At 54.0% G+C, this 20399-nt stretch carries 19 protein-coding genes and 2 pseudogenes; 11 read left to right on the top strand and 10 right to left on the bottom strand.

What is annotated here, in order from left to right; all coding sequences use genetic code 11:
* Positions 1–76: 76 nt before the first annotated feature.
* The 3 genes from HMPREF7215_RS07175 (at position 77) to HMPREF7215_RS07165 (ending at position 2335) form a co-directional block, all read left to right on the top strand.
* On the top strand, positions 77–574 hold the full coding sequence (locus HMPREF7215_RS07175; protein ID WP_009165111.1) for a bifunctional adenosylcobinamide kinase/adenosylcobinamide-phosphate guanylyltransferase: 498 nt from the start codon (positions 77–79) through the stop codon (positions 572–574).
* A 44-nt stretch (positions 575–618) separates the two neighbouring features.
* On the top strand, positions 619–1224 hold the full coding sequence (locus HMPREF7215_RS07170) for a uracil-DNA glycosylase (protein ID WP_009165110.1): 606 nt from the start codon (positions 619–621) through the stop codon (positions 1222–1224).
* 238 nt (positions 1225–1462) lie between these two features.
* Complete coding sequence (locus HMPREF7215_RS07165) at positions 1463–2335, top strand: LysR family transcriptional regulator (protein WP_009165108.1); 873 nt, start codon at positions 1463–1465, stop codon at positions 2333–2335.
* A 124-nt stretch (positions 2336–2459) separates the two neighbouring features.
* Here the strand turns inward: HMPREF7215_RS07165 and HMPREF7215_RS07160 are convergent, their stop codons facing one another.
* From HMPREF7215_RS07160 to HMPREF7215_RS13260, 6 genes and pseudogenes are all read right to left on the bottom strand, one after another.
* A complete protein-coding gene (locus HMPREF7215_RS07160) occupies positions 2460–2891 on the bottom strand; it encodes a type II toxin-antitoxin system HicB family antitoxin (RefSeq protein ID WP_040550822.1) in 432 nt (143 codons plus the stop codon).
* Between the two features lie 387 nt (positions 2892–3278).
* Complete coding sequence (locus tag HMPREF7215_RS07155) at positions 3279–4244, bottom strand: hypothetical protein (RefSeq protein ID WP_009165104.1); 966 nt, start codon at positions 4242–4244, stop codon at positions 3279–3281.
* Between the two features lie 25 nt (positions 4245–4269).
* Positions 4270–5151 (bottom strand): DMT family transporter, encoded by an 882-nt coding sequence (locus HMPREF7215_RS07150; protein ID WP_083798290.1) that lies wholly within the window; start codon positions 5149–5151, stop codon positions 4270–4272.
* Positions 5152–5454: 303 nt separating this feature from the next.
* Positions 5455–5613 (bottom strand): hypothetical protein, encoded by a 159-nt coding sequence (locus HMPREF7215_RS13265; protein WP_009165102.1) that lies wholly within the window; start codon positions 5611–5613, stop codon positions 5455–5457.
* A gap of 108 nt (positions 5614–5721) precedes the next feature.
* Positions 5722–6540, bottom strand: a complete 819-nt coding sequence (locus HMPREF7215_RS07145; protein WP_009165101.1) for an IclR family transcriptional regulator — start codon at positions 6538–6540, stop codon at positions 5722–5724.
* 49 nt (positions 6541–6589) lie between these two features.
* Positions 6590–7344: pseudogene (locus HMPREF7215_RS13260) on the bottom strand (IS5 family transposase).
* A 431-nt stretch (positions 7345–7775) separates the two neighbouring features.
* Here HMPREF7215_RS13260 and HMPREF7215_RS07135 point away from each other — a divergent pair.
* The 8 genes and pseudogenes from HMPREF7215_RS07135 to HMPREF7215_RS13255 all read left to right on the top strand — a co-directional run bounded on the left by HMPREF7215_RS07135 (position 7776) and on the right by HMPREF7215_RS13255 (position 16835).
* Entirely contained in the window at positions 7776–8678 is a 903-nt protein-coding gene (locus tag HMPREF7215_RS07135) for a ketopantoate reductase family protein (protein ID WP_009165098.1), read from the top strand.
* 110 nt (positions 8679–8788) lie between these two features.
* Positions 8789–9625, top strand: a complete 837-nt coding sequence (gene panB, locus HMPREF7215_RS07130) for a 3-methyl-2-oxobutanoate hydroxymethyltransferase (protein WP_009165097.1) — start codon at positions 8789–8791, stop codon at positions 9623–9625.
* Positions 9626–9758: 133 nt separating this feature from the next.
* The gene (locus HMPREF7215_RS07125; RefSeq protein ID WP_009165096.1) at positions 9759–10724 is read left to right on the top strand and encodes a TRAP transporter substrate-binding protein; all 966 of its coding nucleotides are present in this window, start codon (positions 9759–9761) and stop codon (positions 10722–10724) included.
* Between the two features lie 87 nt (positions 10725–10811).
* Entirely contained in the window at positions 10812–11312 is a 501-nt protein-coding gene (locus tag HMPREF7215_RS07120) for a TRAP transporter small permease (protein WP_050768885.1), read from the top strand.
* Positions 11305–12591, top strand: a complete 1287-nt coding sequence (locus HMPREF7215_RS07115; RefSeq protein ID WP_009165094.1) for a TRAP transporter large permease — start codon at positions 11305–11307, stop codon at positions 12589–12591. The genes HMPREF7215_RS07120 and HMPREF7215_RS07115 overlap by 8 nt, the downstream gene beginning before the upstream one ends.
* Before the next feature lie 151 nt (positions 12592–12742).
* Positions 12743–14179 (top strand): sodium/glutamate symporter family protein, encoded by a 1437-nt coding sequence (locus tag HMPREF7215_RS07110; RefSeq protein WP_156797477.1) that lies wholly within the window; start codon positions 12743–12745, stop codon positions 14177–14179.
* A 110-nt stretch (positions 14180–14289) separates the two neighbouring features.
* Positions 14290–15951 (top strand): amidohydrolase, encoded by a 1662-nt coding sequence (locus HMPREF7215_RS07105; protein WP_009165092.1) that lies wholly within the window; start codon positions 14290–14292, stop codon positions 15949–15951.
* A gap of 139 nt (positions 15952–16090) precedes the next feature.
* Positions 16091–16835: pseudogene (locus tag HMPREF7215_RS13255) on the top strand (IS5 family transposase).
* Positions 16836–17299: 464 nt separating this feature from the next.
* Here the strand turns inward: HMPREF7215_RS13255 and HMPREF7215_RS13250 are convergent.
* The 4 genes from HMPREF7215_RS13250 to HMPREF7215_RS07080 form a co-directional block, all read right to left on the bottom strand.
* The gene (locus tag HMPREF7215_RS13250; protein WP_198004576.1) at positions 17300–17752 is read right to left on the bottom strand and encodes an EamA family transporter; all 453 of its coding nucleotides are present in this window, start codon (positions 17750–17752) and stop codon (positions 17300–17302) included.
* Between the two features lie 574 nt (positions 17753–18326).
* Positions 18327–18638, bottom strand: coding sequence for an EamA family transporter (locus HMPREF7215_RS07090; protein WP_009165086.1), 312 nt, complete (start codon positions 18636–18638; stop codon positions 18327–18329).
* Between the two features lie 252 nt (positions 18639–18890).
* Complete coding sequence (locus tag HMPREF7215_RS07085) at positions 18891–19802, bottom strand: DMT family transporter (protein WP_009165084.1); 912 nt, start codon at positions 19800–19802, stop codon at positions 18891–18893.
* A gap of 285 nt (positions 19803–20087) precedes the next feature.
* Positions 20088–20399: an HMA2 domain-containing protein gene (locus HMPREF7215_RS07080; protein WP_009165082.1), complete on the bottom strand. Its 312-nt coding sequence runs from the start codon at positions 20397–20399 to the stop codon at positions 20088–20090.

Raw genomic sequence — 20399 nt, 5'->3', positions numbered from 1 at the left:
CGAAAAAAATTTTCGATTGAAGGAGGCGTTGCTCATGGGCAGCGAATAGAAGTCGCCTGCGGGCGTCCAGGTCCGCATGGTCATCGGAGGCTGGCGCAGCGGCGCCAGCGCTTTCGCGCTGAAACTGGCGCAGGACTGGGAGCGGAAAACGATCGTTTCCACACAGACCTCCACCGAAGCGGACGTGCTGGAACACATCGCGCTCTATCAAAAAGGGCTCGACGACGGCTGCGAAACCATCGTCGAAGGCTTCGATCTCGCCCGCGCGCTCGATAAAGTCAGAGGCGGCGTGTGCATCGTCGACGACCTCGGCGCCTGGGTGAGCAACCTGACGAACGGCAGTTCCCGCTTCGCCGGCGAGACCTGCCCCGAAATCGAAGCGTTCGTCGGAAAACTGCGCCTGCCGCCCTGCGAAGTGATCGTCGTCACCCGCGAGCTGGGCATGGGCCTTTCTTCCGAGCGGATCGCCGAGCGCCGTTACCGCGACGTCGTCGGCCGCCTCAACCAGCGCGTCGCCGCGCTGGCCGCTTCGGTCTACCTGTGCGTCAGCGGGCTGCCGCTCAAACTCAAATAATTCGTGTATAATACCCTCGAGAACTTTTCCGGGGAGGAATCCGCATGTCCGCACTGAGCGCGCTCCATCGGCGCGTCTGCCAATGTCGCAACTGTCCGCTGGGACAGGCCGACGGCGTCCGCGAGGACGGCTCCGCCTTTTATCACGTGCCCGGCGAAGGCCCCGAAAACGCCTCTCTCATGATCGTCGGCGAGGCGCCCGGCGCCGAAGAGGAGCGCACCGGCCGCCCCTTCGTCGGCCGCTCCGGCCGTCTGCTCACCGAGATCCTCGCCGCGGCGGAATTGAAGCGTGAGGAGATCTTCATCACCAGCATATGCAAATGCCGGCCGCCGAAAAACCGCAATCCGCTCAAAACCGAGATCGCCGCCTGCCTGCCGTGGCTGACGGATCAGTTCGAGGCGATCCGTCCGCGCCTGGTGCTTGCCGTCGGCAACGTGCCCTCGCAGACGCTGCTCGGCGTCAAGACCGGCATCAACGGTCTGCGCGGCCGCTTTCATCAATTCACGTGGAACGGCCGGCGCATGACGCTGCGCCCGTTGTTCCACCCCGCCTACCTGCTGCGCAACCCGCGCCGCGTCGAGGGCTCGCCGTGGGACAAAATGCTCCGCGACCTCGTCGAAGCGCGCCGGTTCCTCGCCGGGCAAGAGTGAGCGCGCCGCCCAACGGAAGCCGCCGCAAAAACGCGAAAGAAAACGAAAAAGGTCTCGTCTGGAATGCGCATTCCAGACGAGACTTTTTTATCCTTGAGGTTTCGCCGCAAGCGGCGTCCTTCTTGCTTTTCTTCGCATCGCGCTGCGGCGCTTTTCCGCATCCTTCCGCGCCATTGCCGTTTGACGGGCTTTCGTGTAGAATCATATTATAGATTCCAGTTATAAAGGAGTGTTTTATATGGAACTCTTTCATTTACGATACTTTATGACTGTCGCTAAATACGAAAATTTCTCGAAGGCCGCCGAGGAACTGTACATCTCCCAGCCGTCCATCAGCAAAGCCGTGCTCTCGCTGGAGAAGGAGCTCGGCGTGTCGCTGTTTCTGCGCAAAGGCAAGCGCGTGCAGCTCAACGACACGGGGCTGGCGTTGAAGCGCAAGCTCGAGCCCGTGATGAGCATCCTCGACAATCTCTCCAAAGAGCTCAGGGTCGTGGCGGGACATTCGCGCTCGACCATCGTCTTCAACGTGCTGGCCGGATCGCCGCTGCTGCCCGACATCCTCCTCAAGTTCAAGGCCATGCATCCCTTCATCGACTTCCAGATCATCCAGAACGCCCGCACCACCAAGTGCGACCTCTGCATGCGCACGGCTCTGCCCGACGCGGCGCCGGGAAACGGCCGCGTGGTCATGAACGAGGAGATCCTGCTGGCCGTCCCCATGCAGTCCCATCTGGCGCTGAAAGAGTCGGTGCGGCTCAAGGACCTGCGCAACGAGAACTTCATCATGCTCGGCAAGCGCAGTCCGATGCGCGAGATCGCCGACCACTTTTTCGCGCTGTGCGGCTTCGTCCCGCACGTGGGATTCGAAAGCGACAATCCCGGCACGATCCGCGGCCTCGTCAGCGCCGGCCTGGGCATTTCGTTCTGGCCGGAAGCCACGTGGGGTCATCTGGCCACCGACAAGGCGCGGCTGGTGCATATCTCCGACCCGCTGTGCAGCCGCAACATCTACATCACCTGCGACGAACGCGGCAAACTCAACGACCAGACGCGAATGTTCCTCGACTTCGTCGTCGACTACTTCCACGGCCTGCTGAAAAAACCTCGTTAAAAAAAGCCGCGCCTCCGCCGGGCAATGTTCCACGTGGAACAACGAAAGCGGGCGGAAGCCGATGAGTCAGATTTCATCGGCTTCCGCCCGCTTTTTGCCTGTTACGCTTCCGTAACATTTTCGCTTAACCAGCGGTATACGGCTCTTTAAGATTCAGTTCTTTGATCACAGCCTGCTGAAGCAGCCCCGAAACGTTCAAGGTCGGAACTTTTTTCAACTCTTCCTCCATCCAGTAGGGAATGCTCAGCGTCTTTTTCACGGCGCGCTGCGACATTTCGCGTCTCGCCTGCGCCATGTCGGCGACGACAAGCTGAACGAGCGCATCTCCTGCGGAGCGTCTGATCTCGTCCAACGGAGTAGGCTGCGGAATTTCGTCGCGGCTTTCCTCGCGAAAATAGAGACATTCTTCAAGCACGGTCTTGGCTTCCAAGATCGCCTGATCCAGGGTATCAGCGGTCGTAAACGCGTTCTCCAGATCGGGAAAGCGAACGCTCCAAAAACCTTCGCCGTCGTTGAATACAGCAGGGTAACAATACACCGGCGGCTTTTTCTCCATTGAAATTCATCTCCTTCGTGTTTTCGGCATAAAACGGAAACGAAAGACGTGCACGTCTCTCGTCTTTGATCCCCAGCCTTTTCTCGATGTCCGCGTTCATTCCCGTTTTGATCTTCTGCGGTATGGGGAACGGCCTTTCTCCTTCCTTGCAGCACCAGACGTGGCTTCCCTTGCCGCGCCCGTAACTGATCGTCCAGCCTCTGGAGACCGCCTCCCTGATGAATTCTTTTTGGCCGTAAACTTTGCCCACCGCGCGGACTCCCTTCTTTTGTGCCGAATCTATCATACAACCGATTGATTACGTGTCAATACGTATCGCCTCATGTCCAAAAGACAAAACGAAATAATTCCGCCCGCTTTGCGTCGTTCAGGGGCAAAATGCCCGCGTTACAGCGTCAGGCAGACGGGGCGGGCGGCTTGGGGCAGCACGTCCCAGATCACTTCGCAGCGGTCGGGGACGGCTCTCAGATCTTCGAGCGCGAGCGTCCAGATCTCCATCGGGTTGACGGGGCGGATCAGCTCGTCGCCCAGCGTTTTCAGCCGCGCCAGAGAGGCTTCGGCCTCGGCGCGGGTGCGGCTGACGAAGATCAGCCAGTTGACGCTGTCCTGTTCGTGAACGTCGCAGTCGAGATAGCCGGGGATCGCCAGCCGCCGCAGTTCCCAGAGCAGCCGGTGGAAGCGGCCGAGCGCGTCGAGCTGTTCTTCCGCCGTCGCCGCGGCCGAGAAGTAAAAGCGGTCGGTGTTGATGAGCCGGTGCTCGTCGCCCGCATGTCCTTTAAAGTCAAGATAGTTCTCGAAATCGTAGTTGACGATCAGCGCCAGATCGAGCCCAAGCCTCTCGCCGGGCAGCGCGCGCCACGCCGTCCAAGCGGCGGGGTCGGGGATTTCCGGCCGGCGGCGGTGATGCGGCACGGCAGGACGGGCTGCGAGCATGGCCTTGAAGCGCGGTTCGTCGGGATAAAGCCAGCGCAATTTTCCGTCCTCGAGACGCCACACTTCTTCGCGCCGCAGCGCCGGATGCACGGGCCAATCGAGGCGGACGACGTAGCGCTTCAGCCCCCAGCGCTGCACGTTCGTGCGCTCCAGTTCCAGCCACAGCGCCGTGGTCAGCAGGCAGCGTTCCGCGTCTTCCGGCTCGCCGCCGGGGCACTCGTCGAGAAACATCTCCGCCGCGGCCCGGCGGAACGATTCCGCTCCCGCCGCCGTCAGCGTGCAGACTCCGCCGCGCTCCTTCAGCAGCCCCCGCGCGGCAAGTTCGTCCAGTCCGGCCGCGTCCTCTCCGGCGCGTTCCAACAGATCGCGGTTCCAGCAGGGATGGTCCCGGCTGAAACGAGTCAGCAGCGATTCGTACATTTCATCCTCTCCCCTTCGTCAGCTTTTACCTTTTATGAAGAGCGTCCCAACCAGTCAGCGCCATACAGGCGAATTCCAGCGCCATGCCGGCCGCCTGCACGGCCGTTACCGTCTCGCCGAGGAAGAACAGCCCCAGCAGCCCCGCCGTAAGCGGCTCCAGCAGTCCGATCGTGTAGGACTGTCCCACGGTGATACGCGCGAGCGCCAGCGCGAAGAAGAAATAAGGCACCGCCGTGGGGAAAAAACCCAGCGCCAGCGCGCTCGCCATGCCGCGCGCCGTCGCCAGCCAGCTCATGTCGCTTTTCCACAGCAGCGGCAGCATCAGCGCCGCGCCCCACAACAGCGCCGCGCCGTTGCTCTCCAACGGGCCGAGCCCGCGCCGGCCCAAAAGTTTCAAGTTCAGCCCCAGCAGCGCGTAGCCGAGCCCGCCAAGAAATCCCCACAGCAACCCCTTCAGCTGAAAAGGAGCTCCCGCCGAGCCGGGCGCGGCCGCCAGACAGCTGCCGGCAATGCCCAGCAGCGCCGCGAACCACCAGAGCCGCGACGGCGCCTCGCCGAGGAAACAGCCGAGAACGCCCGCCATCACCAGCGACGATCCGATCACCAGCATCGTGCTCAGCGCCACGCCGAGCACATCCATGGACATGAAAAACCCCGTTTGGTTCATCGCCGTGCAGATCCCGGCCAGAAACGCCGCGCGCGCCGCCAAAAAAACGCCGCGCCGGCGAACGGCCAACGCCGCCGCGCCGAGCATGACGCCGCCGAAAAACAGCCGCGTCCACGCCAGCGCCAGCGGTTGATCGAGAGCCGCCGCCGGCGCGAAGCGCGAAATCGTGCCGCTGCCGCCCCAGAACAGTCCCGCGGCCAGCATCGCCCCAATTCCCAAGACGCTTGAAGAAGATTTCATCCCTGCACTCCCTTTGTCGGTCGTTCAGCTGTTCTGCAGGCTCTGCCGATCATTCTTCCGCCGTGATAAAACACGCGCCGCCGTTCGTTCTTTTAATTTATACCATACTGTAACGCTCCGCGTCCATTCCGCTTTATCGGCTTCAGAACGTCGCCGCCTTCCGGAGACTTCATTCAGGGGCAACGCCCTTGCCGCGTCACTCCCCGCCGTCAATTATTTAGGAAATTTTACTGACCATGCCATGCTTGAAGCGCAGCGAGTCCTTTCGGGACCGGCGGCACATCGCATCCTGGCCGGTCAAAGCTATGCGGAGGAACTGTCAGGGCACGCCGTCGCCTGCGTTCCGGCAACGCACTCGCCCAGCAGCGCGATCCCCAGCACCCCAGCCACGAGCGCTTCGATCAAACCGATGGTATAAACCTGACCGACACCTATGCGCGACAGCGCCGCAGAAAAAGGCAACAGGGAACAGCATAAGACCAATACGAGCAGCGGCGCGGCGCTGTTACACGGCGCCGCGCCGCTGCTCTCGAATGTATCCAGACATGACCGGTCATACTGTTCTATTGTTCAGTGATAGCCCAAAGAGGCTGATATGCTGCCGGCTGCTGCGGTAAGCTTCTTCAGCACATCCTGGGATTTGCTCTGGATATCCGTGCCAATTATCTTGAGCAGGACAGCACTCATGGCGGCCACAGTACGTCCTTGATAATCGCGGATCGGCACTGCGATGCAGTAGAGTCCGCTGATGTACTCTTCGTCGTCGAGACTGTATCCCCGTTTGCGGATATTCGCCAGCTCTTCACAGAGCAAATCAAGATTGGTAATTGTATTCGCCGTATAGCGGCGAAGTTTGATATTGTCATGAGGAGTACTGCGTGACGCTGCCTCGTCGGAACTCCTGAAAACGTCCCGAATTTCCTTTTCATCCATGCAGGACAAAAGCATTTTGCCAAGCCCCGTGCAGTAGGCAGGCATATAGACGCCCAGAGGCAATGTGGCACGGATTGTAGACTGGCTTTCTATCTTCTCGATATAAACCACGGAATACGATTCCATCACAGCAAGATTGATGCCTACCTGAGTTTCTTCGGCCAACGCCTTCATGAAGGGCATAGCGATACGCCCAAGTCCAAGGGATCTCACGACGCTGTGCCCAATGTCAAAAAACTTTAGGCTGTTGGAGTACTTGAAGTTTTCTCTATTTTGATTCACATATCCAAGAACGCGAAGTGTTGCCAAGAGACGGTGCACGGTGCTTCGATCGAGCGAAAGCTGTGCGCTGAGCTCTGCAATGCCAAGTTCCTGATGCTCTTTCAACGCTTCAATTATAGAAAAAGCACGCTCTATAGACTGGACCAAGCCAGTTCGCTCTGAATGCGATTTCATGGATTTCTCTCCTTTTACTCAATGTTTCTATATCTAGAGCGTGTTCACGCTAAATTGCATCTACAATCATAGCAAAGTAGATGAATCCACAGAACAGCATGTCAAGCTTATCGTAACGGGTAAATATTTTCCGAAATCGCTTAAGACGCAGGAAATATCGCTCTATCTCATTGCGTTGCTTATATCTCTCCTTATCATACTCTCTTGGATCTGTGCGGTTCGATTTTGGAGGAACAACCGGAGAATACCCCTTCTCCACCGCTTTTCTCCGTATATTCTCTCCCTCGTAAGCTTTGTCTATCAGGATGTATTTTTGCTCTGGGACTCTTATGATCTTGTCAAGCAGAGCTAGCCCTTCCGGCGAGTCATGGGCTTCTCCCCCGGAGAGCGCGAAGCTGACAGCCGATCTGTCAGTTGCGGTGACCATATGAATCTTCGTTGTGAGCCCGCCTCATGATCTTCCAATGGCCTGTTTTCCTCTTTTTTTAAAGCGCCTGTCCCGTTGGGATGAACCTTTACCGATGTGCTGTCCAAGCAGATCGTCTCGACCTTTATGCGAATAATGTTCTCCACTTGCAACGCTTCAAACAGGCGCTGTAAAACGCCGTTTTTGCTCCACCTGTTCATGCGTACATAAATCGTATGCCAGTTTCCATAGGATTTCGGCAATGCCCTCCATTTGCAACCGTTTCCCGTGACATACAGTATCGCATTGATCAGTTGGAGATTGCTCATACTCACATTCCCGCGCTGACGTGGCAAGTATTTTTCAATTCGCTCATACTGTCCTTTCGTAATTTCCATATGCACATTATAGATTACTATTGGGTAATTGGCTATTAGTGTGAACATTCTCTAGTGGAAAAATTCTTTTTTGCTGCTCATGGAAAAATCTCCTTTCAGTTGATGGTGTTTTTTAGTATAGCAACGATCTTGTTTCCCATGAATTTATTTTTTGTTTTTTATAAACTGCAAAACCTCACTTATGCGACCTAAGATTCATTTGAAAAATAATGATTGACAGACGGCATTTTTATATTATAATTATTCTACAAGTCAAAAACAATATGCCGTTTCGCAATGCGAAACAAGCTATTATTTATGGCGTATTTTTCCGGAAAAATAAATTTATATATGAGATAAATTATAGCATAGAAAGGAGGCATAATCTATAAACAGCACGAGCAAGACAGTTAAAAACCGTTAAGAACTGATTGAAAGGAGGAAAATAACTCGTGAAAATTGCTGTGGTCGGAGCCGGCGCGATGGGAAGCCTCTTCGGCGGATATCTTTCTCAAAAAAACGACGTCTATCTTGTGGATATCTGGGCAGAGCACGTGCAGGCCATAAATGAAAACGGGCTGAAAATTGAGGAGCAGGATGGGCAGATTCGAATCTTCCATCCTAAAGCGACGACAGATGCAAAAACTGTAGGAGTCGTAGAGCTTGCTGTTGTATTTGTAAAGTCTATCCAGACCATTGAGGCTATGGAAGAAAACATTTCACTGATCGGGCCAGACACTATGGTTCTCTCTCTTCAAAACGGTTATGGGAATGATGCGGATATCCGCAAGTTTGTGGATAAGAAAAATATCGTTCTAGGAACGACAGCCCATGGCTGCACGATGAAAGAGCCGGGATTTGTTTACCATGCCGGCGTCGGCCAGAATCATATTGGTCCCGTAAGCAGTGATCGAAATGCGGCAGAGATAGTAGCTGCTGTCCTGAATGAATGTGATCTCATTACGGACGTCTCTGATGACGTAATGAAACTTGTGTGGAACAAACTCTTTGTGAATGTCGGCATCAACGCAATTACAGCTCTTATAGACAGAACAAATGCCTGTATTGCCGACAATCCCTGCGCCAATGCAGTGTCGAAGGCACTAGTTTATGAAGCTGTCGCGACAGCCAATGCTGGCGGTGCTAATTTTGACGCAGCCACAGTTTTTGCAAATGTAGTGGAAGTCGCCCGCAAAACAGGCCTGAATCGCTCATCCATGCTTCAGGATGTGTCTAAGAAGCGTAAAACTGAGATTGATAAAATCAACGGTGCCATTGTGAAAGAAGCAGAAGCTCATGGCGTGGATGTGCCGGCCAATCGTCTGATCGTAAATTTGATCCACGCAAAAGAATAGGTGAATTTCCCGAGAATAAAGATGTGGTTTAAAGATGGCAACTCGTCGGACAAAAACAGCAAAATGGCGATGAAAACTTGGCATATTCTTTAAATAGGGGGCATTTCGTGATGGAAAAGCAGAAAATGACGGTTATGGATTTTCAGAAGTACAAAGATGAAGGCAGAAAGTTCTCCTATGTGACGGCTTATGATTATACGACTGCATCTATCGTGGACGACAGTGATGTGGAGGTTATTCTTGTCGGCGACTCTCTAGGCATGATCATGCTTGGCTACAAGGGAACAACGGCAGTAACCATGGACGACATGATCCATCATATCCGTCCAGTAGTACAGGGAGCTCCTCACACCTTTGTCATTGGCGATATGCCTTTCGGTTCCTATCAGGTTTCCTGTGAGCAAGCGATGACCAATGCCATCCGCATGATCAAGGAAACAGGCTGCGACTGCGTCAAACTTGAGGGCGGCATCAACATGGCCGACAAGATCGCAGCAATCGTGAATGCTGGTATTCCCGTGATGGGGCACATAGGTCTGACTCCTCAAACCGCAACTTCGCTCGGAGGATTCAAGGTTCAGGGCGGTACGCCTGAAAGCGCCCGCAAACTTATTGAAGATGCCAAGACCATCGAAAAAGCCGGCGTATTCTCCATCGTCCTTGAGTGCGTGCCCAGTTGTGTCGCAAGGGCCATGTCCAAAGAAGTCCGTGTTCCTATTCTCGGTATTGGTGCTGGTCCCGATGTGGACTGTCAGGTGTTGGTGACACAGGATCTTCTTGGCATGTACGGTGATTTCAAGCCCAAGTTCGTCAAGCAGTTTGCTCAGATTCGCAAGGCCATGGTGGATGGTCTTAATGCGTTCCACGAGGAGACTCTGAACGGATCATTCCCATCACCCGAGTTCAGTTTCAACAAGCAAGTCGATATCCCGCCGGCCAGGGAATAAGCAAGAGAAGTTCTGAAATAAAACCAGCCCTTCCGCAGCACCGTGCGCCTCCCTGGGGGTACTTTGACAAGGACATACAAGTGCGCCCGCTGCGCCATTTCATTCCACAAAATTTCAAGGAGGCTTTCTCGACATGAAGAAGTTATATGCTGCTCTTGTGGTTTTAGCGCTGCTCTGCGCGTCAGCTTCAGCCACTGAGATCCTCAAGGCTTCTCATTCCGTGGCTCCGTCCCATCCGTATCACCTTGGACTCGTCAAGTATGCCGAGTTGGTGACGGAACGTACCAATGGTGCTGTGACAATTGATATCTTCCATTCCGCCCAGCTTGGCAACGAGCGGGATAACATCGAAGGCCTTCAGATGGGAACTCTGGACATCTGCGTTACCTCCACGGGCCCCATGGGCGGATTTGAACCCCGCTTCTTTATGTTTGACCTGCCCTTCCTGTTCCGCGACCGTGAGCATGTTTACAAGGTTCTCGACGGCACTGTGGGACAAGAACTCCTAAAGAAACTCATCGATGTAGGTATTGTCGGTGCCGCCTACTGGGAGAATGGGTTCCGTCAGGTCACCAACTCCAAGCGTCCGATCAACTCCGTCAACGATATCAAGGGACTTAAGCTCCGTACTATGGAGAATCAGGTTCACATAGATGCCTTTCGCGCTCTTGGCGTCGATCCTACCCCCATGGCCTGGAGTGAGGTCTTCACAGCGCTGCAGCAGGGGGTTATCGACGGTCAGGAAAATCCTGTGCCTATCATCTACGTTCAGAAACTGATCGAGGCCGGTCAGAAGTATTTAGCAATGACCAACCACGTTTATTCACCTTCGCTGTTTCTGATCAGCGCTATCACTCTGGAGCGCTTTGATGCAAAGACCCGCGCTGTCCTTGTAGATACAGCAAAAGAAGTGGCCTTCTACGAGCGCGGCCTGATCAAGCAAATGGATGAAGAGCAGATTGGACTCCTTCAGAAGCAGGGCATGGCAGTCACCTATCCTGATCAGGCTGAATTTAAGGCCGCCTGCCAGTCTATTTACACAAAGTACGAAGAGCGCTTTGATAAAAAGCTTATCGACAATATCATCAATACAAAATAACACAAACAGAAGGGTCGATTTTCTATCTTGAACGCAAAGGACAGGCCGTGCCCTGAAAAGCACGGTCTGTTTTGGAAAGGAGGACCTATGCAACTGACTGGACTGATACATAGAACAAGCGAGCTCTTGAACAGCCTCGTAGAGAAGACTATCTGCCTTCTGCTCGCAGGCATGACGGCGGTAACCTTTGCGCAGGTAGTATGCAGACTTATACAGGGCTCTTTGCCGTGGTCCGAGGAATTATCGCGTTACATGATGGTTTATCTGACTTTTCTTGGGCTGAGTGTGGGCGTTAAGCGAGGTGTTCTTATTAATATAGAAGCTTTCATGAACCTCTTTCCTCCCCAAATCCAGAATACAGGCGCTCTTTTTGTGACCCTGTTGAATATGGCCTTTTTTTACGTACTCCTCCGTTACGGCGTCAAAATTGTCCTGTTCACGCTGCGTCAGACTTCCCCAGCCATGGGCGTCAAAATGGGCTACATTTACGCGTCTATCGCCATTGGAGCTGCTTTAATGATGCTTCACTCCGTCGATAACTTACTTCAGAAATTCTCAAATAAAGCGACGGTGAACTCTCATGACTAACGAAGTCGCGCTGGTGCTCTTCGGCTCTCTGCTACTATTCTTCTTTTTGAAGGTCCCTATTGGGTTTGCTATAGGCCTTTCGTCGGTGTTGACGTTGACGCTGTGCACCCGTATTCCCCTTCAAGTGGTACCTCAGCGCCTTTTTACGGCGACAGATTCCTTTCCCTTCATGGCAGTGCCATTTTTTATCCTGTCAGGAAGTCTCATGGAGCAGGGAGGCATATCGAGGCGGCTCATTGCTCTTGCGAGTTCATTTCTCGGTGCCTGCCACGGCGGGCTCGGTATGGTGTCGATCGTTGCATGCATGTTTTTTGCAGCCATCTCCGGATCCTCAGCGGCAACGACAGCAGCTATCGGCAGCATTATGATTCCCGCCATGGTCAGTCATGGTTATGACGTGGGTTTTGCTTCTGCGATCAACGCAGCTTCAGGGACCATTGGCATCATCATTCCGCCAAGCATACCCTTTGTCACTTATGCTGTGCTCACCGGCTCTTCTGTAGCAAGCATGTTTTTGGGCGGCATGGTGCCAGGACTTCTGATGGGACTGTCATTGATAGCTTTAACCTACGGCATCTCATACAAGCGCAGTTACAAGGACGAGCAGAAGGCGACATGGCATGCTAGGTGGGTAGCCTTTAAGAACTCTATTCTGGCGCTGTTTATGCCGATTATCGTCATCGGCGGTATTTATTCGGGATTTTTTACGCCCACAGAGGCGGCCGTAGTTGCCGTGGTCTACGCCTTGGCGGTAGGAGTTCTGGTCTATCGTGAGCTGACTCTCAAAACTATCATGAAAGTTTTCACAGAATCAGCGGTAAGTACGGCGGGCATTTTATTCCTCATCGCCGCTGCATCGCTTTTCGGCTGGATACTTACCAACAACCGTATCCCTGACGCCATAGCGCAATGGCTGATGTCCATCTCAAAAAATCCCATCATCATCCTGATGCTGATCAACCTTCTTCTTCTGAGCGTGGGAACATTTCTTGACACCGTAGCAGCACTCATTATTCTGGTGCCGATTCTCTTCCCCATTTCCGCACAGCTGGGCATCGACCCTGTTCACTTTGGGCTCATCATCTGCGTCAACCTAGCTATCGGTCAAGTGACGCCACCTTTCGGCATCTGCCTTTTCGTCGCTTGCGGAGTGGCGGACATCAAGCTTGAACGCATAGTAAAAAGCGTGCTTCCCTTCATCCTGATGCTCATTCTGGATGTGATTCTGGTTACCTACCTACCCTGCCTCAGTACCTGGCTTCCGAATGCGTTGATGTAAAGATCCCAACTTAACGAGCATATAGATAAAACCGAGTTTTCTCGAAAAATGCTTATACTCGCAGTATTTCCATTAGGAAAATAAGAAAATAATATTGTTTTCTTACAATGAAAAACAACATGAGAACTACTGCACAAAAGGGGGAAAAAGCATGACAGCATTAGCGTGGATCGGTGTTATGTTTATCATTGCGGTAATTCTGAGAGCGAAGATAAACTTTCTCGGAAGATCTCTGGTGCCTGCTTGTGTCATTGCCGGAGTCATCGGTTTTATTCTGATGAACACCTGCGGGCTTGGAGGCAGCAAAGCCGGAGATTACGGCTATATTTCAGGGCAGCTTTACACCTTCCTGTTCATCAATATGGGCGTTACTCTTGCTGCGAAAAAACTTGATACCCCTCAAAAAGAGAAGATCAAAAATCTGAAAGAGCTACGTGCGCGCATGGGCGACAGCATGTTCTCGGGTATCTTCGGTATGGGGTCCTACTGGGCGCTGGCCTATTCATTCCAAGCCTTGATCGGTTTTGGTATTTTGTGTCTCATCGGCAAGTACTGGGACATGGATCCCACCTATGGCCTGCTTATCTCCTTCGCGTTCGCTCAGGGCCCCGGCCAGGCCGTTACCTACGGCGCCCAGATGGAAGCGGCCGGATGGAGTCATGCAATTCAGGTGGGCATCACCTTTGCATCCGTTGGCTTCCTAGTCGCCTTTATCCTCGGCGTCCCTTATGCCAAAAAGGGTATCAAGATGGGTATCGCCAGTTCCAAGATCCGTCTGAGCCCCGATGTGGCCTTTGGCTTCTATGAACCTGAAAAGCAGGAGCCCTACGGTAAAATCACAACCTTTGGCGGCAACCTCGATGTGCTGACGTTCCATATCGCCCTTGTAGGGGTAGCATGGATCTTGGGTACCTATCTAGGCAAGCTCTGGGGCTTGTTCCCAGGATACTTCGGTCAACTCTTTTCAATGCTTCTGTTCTTCAACGGTATGCTCTGCGGCTATGGCCTGCGCTGGATCATAGGTAGACTTGGGGTCAGCAAATATCTTGACCGCGGCACTCAGCTCCGCATCGGCGGAGCATGCACCGATATCATGGTAACAGCGGCTTTCATGGCTATTGACATGGATATCGTTGGCAAATGGATGGTTCCTATCACCATCATCTGCGTAGTTGTATCCGGAGTTACCTGGGTTACTATTAAATACTTCGGCGCCCGCTTTGGAGGCAGCAATGACTTTGAGCGCATCCTCGGCGAATGGGGAACGGCAACAGGAACAAATGCTACGGGGCTGTCATTGGTCCGTATCGTCGATCCGGAAGCTGAGACCACCACTGCAGCGGAGTTGGGGCCCGCAAACATCGTGAACGTTCCGGCATCCTACTTTGTCATGCCTGCCATTCTGGCTTTCGCAGCCAAAACGATGACTCAGATATCCATGATTCTGTGCCTTGTGGCCGTTCTCGTGGGTTACTTGATCTTCATGCGCGTCGTTGGCGTATGGGGTAAAAAAACCTTCGACATGAACAAGGGAGAGAAGTATAAAGACGGTAAACTTATCATGAAAGATGGCAAACCAGTAAACTAAATAATATTTGAGATATAATTCATGATTAGAATATGGTGGGCAGCAAAGAGCACAGCGACTGGGAATTTCGACACCTTCCATGTTAATACGCTCTTGCAAAGGAGGAAAAAATGAGCTCTGATCATTCGTATCTTGACATTGCCTTTAGAAATGGAAGCGTTATTACGGTAAATGCCAACGACGACGAGGCTCAGGCTGTAGGCGTCAAGGGCAATAAAATCGCATTTGTAGGGTCTAACGAAGCACTGCATGAACTGCTCGACTTGCACACAAAGGTTTACGACCTAGACGGGCGTACGCTGATGCCAGGAATCAACGACAGCCATTTTCATCCTATCCTGAACGGTATGCTGGGAACAGAACTGGACTCCGCCATACTCGATACCACACCTAAGCACTGCTCATCTCTTGCAGCAATGCTAGAACTGATACGACAAACAGTGAAGATCAAAAAGCCCGGACAATGGATCTCAATGATGGGATATGAACCGCTTCTTTTCCCCGAAAGAAGACACCCCACTCTTGAAGAGCTTGATGCAGCTGCGCCCAATAACCCTGTTCACTGCATGCACGGCGGCGGGCACATCTGTATGTACAATTCAAAAGCTTTGGAATATCTGGGCGTTTATAGTCCCTCTGATGCCGTAAAATATCCTGCTGATGAAGTAGAAGTTTGCGCCGGAAAATTGACGGGAATGGTCCGCGGTCATACGCACTTTGGGCTTTGGGGACAGGTAGACTACACAGAAGAACAGCAGAAACGCGCCGCCATGAAATCCCACAAACAGCTTCTTGAAGCAGGCATCACCTCGGTAGGCGATATGGGTGAATGTGATAAATCTTCATATCATATTATGCAGAAGCTCTGTCGTGACGGAGAGTTCAAGGTTCGCGTCTATATGGCGCTTCACAGTATTTTTGGCAAATCTTACTCCTTAGCTGACAACCAGCATTGGCTGGATCTTGGTTTCATGACTGGGCTAGGCGATGAACACTTCCGCGTGGGACCATGCAAATTCATGATTGATGGCGGTTCAGGCGGTCCATCCTGTGCCACCCGTGAGCCCTACAGCCACGATCCCTCCATGGTTCGCGAGCGAGGCTGGGAACGCGATGAGACAGCACGCTATATCAAGACCATTAACGACGCCGAATGCCAAATCACAGCCCACGCCATTGGAGACTTGGCTATTGAATTCATGGTGGAGGGTTACGAGAAGGTCTTCGCCGAGAATCCGGAAAAGGTTCGTCACCTGCGCCATCGTATCGAGCATTGTACCATCGTGGATCAGGATCTGATTGACCGCATGGCACGAATGAACATTTGCCCTTCAGTAAATGCCGGGCTTGTGGCCATGCTGGGAGAAAACTTTACAAAATTCTATGGCCAGCGCAACAGATACCTTGGCGCGCTGAAAAGTATGCTCAAGGCCGGCATAAAATGCTCCCTTCACAGTGACGCACCTTCAGGGCCAGTGGGACTCAAGTGCATTGATGGATGTGTAAACCGTTACGACAAAATCAAAAATGTGCAGTGTGACCGGACCCAGGCCGTGACCGTTCTTGAGGCTATCCGCTGCGCCACACTGAACGGCGCCTACGGATCCTTCGAAGAAAAAATCAAGGGCAGCATTGAGGTTGGCAAGCTTGCCGACATGATAGTCCTTTCCGATAATATCTTAAAGATCGATCCCATGAATATCGCTGATCTCAATGTAGATTTAACGATGATTGACGGCATTGTGGAGTATGAAAGACGAAGAGAAGGATGATTCAGTTTACTTTGAACTAACATCGAACATGATCTCAGGATGATAAAGAACAAAAAATAACAGAGTCAATGTCCTGTTTTTCGATTAGAGTATGTTCACACTAATAGACAATTACCCAATAGTAATCTATAATGTACATATGGAAATTACGCAAGAACAATATGATCGGATTGAAAAACACTTGCCGCGTCAGCGCGGGAATGTGAGTATGAGCAATCTCCAACTGATCAATGCGATACTGTATGTCACGGGAAACGGTTGCAAATGGAGGGCATTGCCGAAATCCTATGGAAACTGGCATACGATTTATGTACGCATGAACAGGTGGAGCAAAAACGGCGTTTTACAGCGCCTGTTTGAAGCGTTGCAAGTGGAGAACATTATTCGCATAAAGGTCGAATCGATCTGCCTGGACAGCACATCGGTAAAGGTTCATCCCAACGGAACAGGCGCTTTAAAAAAAGAGGAAAACAGGCCATTGGAAGATCATGAGGCGGGCTCACAACGAAGATTCATATGGTCACCGCAACTGACAGATCGGCTGTCAGCTTCGCGCTCTCCGAGGGAGAAGCCCATGACTCGCTGGAAGGGCTCGCTCTGCTTGACAAGATCATAAGAGTCCCAGAGCAAAAATACATCCTGATAGACAAAGCTTACGAGGGAGAGAATATACGGAGAAAAGCGGTGGAGAAGGGGTATTCTCCGGTTGTTCCTCCAAAATCGAACCGCACAGATCCAAGAGAGTATGATAAAAGCAACGCAATGAGATAGAGCGATATTTCCTGCGTCTTAAGCGATTTCGGAAAATATTTACCCGTTACGATAAGCTTGACATGCTGTTCTGTGGATTCATCTACTTTGCTATGATTGTAGATGCAATTTAGCGTGAACACGCTCTAGTCATTTTAAGGACGGATTTGACATGCTCCCTTCACGAGAGGCAGTGAAATAAACAATCACTGCCCTTGAGAAAGGAGCATAATTTTATCATACAGCTCAAAGACCAACGCTGAAGCGAAGAGAGGTAGCTCCAACCTTCTGACAGGGCGAGAAAACGGATCGTCGGCAATCCGAGGTAGCCCGGTGTGGACACGAGCGGCGTCAGAGAGCGGGACAAGCATTATGAGACTGACAGAATCCAGGTGCCCAAGCCGTTCGTCCACTGTACCGCAGATAGTCCCTAGCTCAAGCGGAAAGCAATGGAAGAAAATCTGTCCGGTTGCTGTGATGGTGTTTTATTATTTCAGAACAAGACAACGCATCACGTACCAGCCCATCGGAGACATGTAGAGAAGCTGACAGCTATGCCACCTGCGTTCCGGCGGTACGAAGTCGCCCAGCAGTCCCTTCAACTGAAAAAAGCTCCCGCCGAGCCGGGCGCGGCCGCCAGACAGCTGCCGGCAATGCCCAGCAGCGCCGCGAACCACCAGAGCCGCGACGGAACCTCGCCGAGAAAACAGCCGAGAACGCCCGCCATCACCAGCGACGATCCGATCACCAGCATCGTGCTCAGCGCCACGCCGAGCACATCCATGGACATGAAAAACCCCGTTTGGTTCATCGCCGTGCAGACTCCGGCAAGCAGCGCCGCGCGCGCCGCCAAAAAAACGCCGCGTCGGCGAACGGCCAACGCCGCCGCGCCGAGCATGACGCCGCCGAAAAACAGCCGTGTCCACGCCAGCGCCAGCGGTTGATCGAGAGCCGCCGCCGGCGCGAAGCGCGAAATCGTGCCGCTGCCGCCCCAGAACAGTCCCGCCATGAGCATGGCGAAAACGCCCAGACTTCGTGACGCAGAACTCAATCTTACCATCCCCCGTCGCTTTGATCTTTTCCGCTCATTATAGCAGGGTGAGCCTCGCCCCGGACAGCGGCCGCCATCTCGCGCAAAAGAGGCACGGCGACCGCTGGAACGGATCGCCGTGCCTCTTGTTTTGTGGATTCCCTTTACCGGAGCTTGCCCGAAGCGCGCAGCGCTGGAATCCCATAGACTATTACACCTTGACATACCGCCGTCTATTGTTTTCAGCCGTCACTTTGAGCAGACTTTTTCGAACCAAATCGTTCAACAGCTCTCTTGTTCTGGAACCTTTCAATCCAGGCACGTCCGATATTTCAGCCGCATTGTACTCTCTTCCGGCTGCCATCCACCGCAGAATCTGCTTGTGTCGCTCATTCAGGCGATCTGCCGGATCTGCCGGTCTATCCGCCGGATTGTTTACTGATAATCTTTCCCAGCCCGCTTCCGGAACGCTCCATATAGCCGAACATGGCAAAAAATCGGCGAGCACAGGATTCCTTCTTATGGAAGGAATACCCCTGATATTTCTGTCCTGCACTTTTGTGCCGTCAGGCATACCGACTGGGGAATATATTTCTTAGCGGTCGCCGCCGTTTTTTGCGTTCACTCGCCGCCGCGCGGCCGCGTCTTCTGTTCGAGGGCGGCGCATCACATCCCAGCCGGTCAGGGCCATACAGAGGAACTGGCAGGCCATGCCCGACGCCTGTCCGCCGGCCATCCGCTCGCCCAGCAGGGCGATTCCCAGCAGCGCCGCCGTAAGAGGTTCCACCAGGCCGATGGTGTAGACCTGGCCGACGTCGAGCCGCGCCAAGACCACGGCAAAGAATCCATAGGGCACGGCCGAGGAGAACAGGCCGAGCGCCAGCATCGGCGCCAGTTTTTTGCGCAAACGCTGCGAAGAACAGCTCGCCCCGTTCCGTTCGTTCGCTTCGGCGCCGGCCGGCGGCAAAAACCCGGCGCAAAAGGCGGTGCGGAAAAATTTTCATCCGAGTTTTCGTTAAAAAGGCCAAGTTTTCTCTGCTCTTTTCAGAGCGTCAACGGCGCGTCGAAAACGGCATGAAATCGCGTGACGCATGTTCTTTGCGGCACGGGCGCGCGAAGCGCGGCATTTTCAATGAGGCATTTTCATTGAAAATCAGGATCAGGACAAACTCTTTTTCGCTTCGTCTCCGGCGTTCCGCGGCTGGCTCCTGCCCAGCACGAGGAGCACGGACGACAGCAGGATCAGCGTCATGCCGGCGGCGAGACGCGGCGTCATGGCTTCGCCGTAAACGGCCAGGCCGACGGCGATGCTGGTCAGCGGCTCGAAGGTGCTCAGCAGCGACGCTTTCACCTCGCCGCAGAGGAACAGCCCCTTCTGAAAAAAGGCCAGCGCCAGCACGGTCGCCAGCAGCCCCAGCCCCGCTTCGGCCGCCCAGGCGGACGCGCCTTGGTTCCAGGCCAGGCCGCCCGTCAGAGCCGCGAACGCGCCGATCATGAACGCCGAAAACACAGAGATCCAAAATGTGATCACAAATATATCGACGTCGCGCAGATGGCTGCGTCCCAGCGCGATGATGTAGCCCGCGTAGAGCAGGCCGGACGCGGCGGCGAGCGCCGTGCCGAAGCCGTCGGCGCTCCGCCCGGGGCGGTAGAGCAGAAAAATTCCCGCCGCGCACAGCGCCGCGCAGAGCACCTGGCGGGGCGTGAAGCGGGCGCGGAAGAACAGGCCCATCAGGCACATCACCGCGACGGGATAGGTGAAGTGCAGCGTCGTCGCCAGACCGGAGCCAATGAAGCCGTAAGACAGGTAAAGCAGCACCGGCGTGAGCGCGTAAAAGACCGACAGAAAGGCGAGTTCGCCCATTTGCCGGCGGCCGACGCGCAGCGGCACGCCTTTGTATTCGAGGTACGCGAAAGCCATGACGCTGCCTGTGAAAAAACGTCCGAACGCCGCCGTGAAGGCGTTGGCGCCGCTTGCGTAGGCGATCTTGGCAAGCAGCGGCATCAGGCCGAAGAGCACGGCCGAGGCGATCACGTACAGCGCCCCGGCGCGTTCGCTGTTTTCTTTCACTGGACTGTCACTCCCTCGCATCTTTTCGGCAGATTTTTGCCGGCGCGGCGGTTCGAACCGCGATTCGCCTACTGTAACGCAGAGCGGAGGCAAAATCAACCTTTTTCAAGTTTGCCGACACCGCGGGGCCTCGCCGTTTTCCGCCAAGGAATGTTCCACGTGGAACATTTCATCCGCCGATCCGCGCCAATCCTTACGCTGGAGGGTTTTGACGGAAACGCAAAAACGGATGGGATTCGGTCGTAACGATCGAATCCCATCCGTCGGCGAAGCAAAAAGAAAAGTCTACCGCCCGATCAGGGCACGCAGCTGTTCCAGCAGGGCGCGCAGGCGTTCCGTGCACGCCGGCGCGGGAGCTTCGCGTTCGAGGGCCTTGATCTGTTCGAGCAGCGGCAGGGCCGGCATCAAACGCTCGGCGGTGAGGACGGCGGCGTCGTATTTGAGCAGCAGGCTGCCGGTGAGCCGGTTCAGTTCGACGCTGCGGACGCCGGGCAAATCCTCGAAGGCCGCGAGGATCAGCGGCGCGGCGGGACTTTTCAGCAGCGAGCTGCGCAGGCGCACGCGCCCGGGGATGAAGCTTTCCACAAGATTATTCAT

The sequence above is a fragment of the Pyramidobacter piscolens W5455 genome, from assembly GCF_000177335.1.
Taxonomy (GTDB): Bacteria; Synergistota; Synergistia; order Synergistales; family Dethiosulfovibrionaceae; genus Pyramidobacter; species Pyramidobacter piscolens.
Note: the sequence above shows the minus strand (reverse complement) of the source record. Positions and strands in the feature narration are given on the sequence as shown.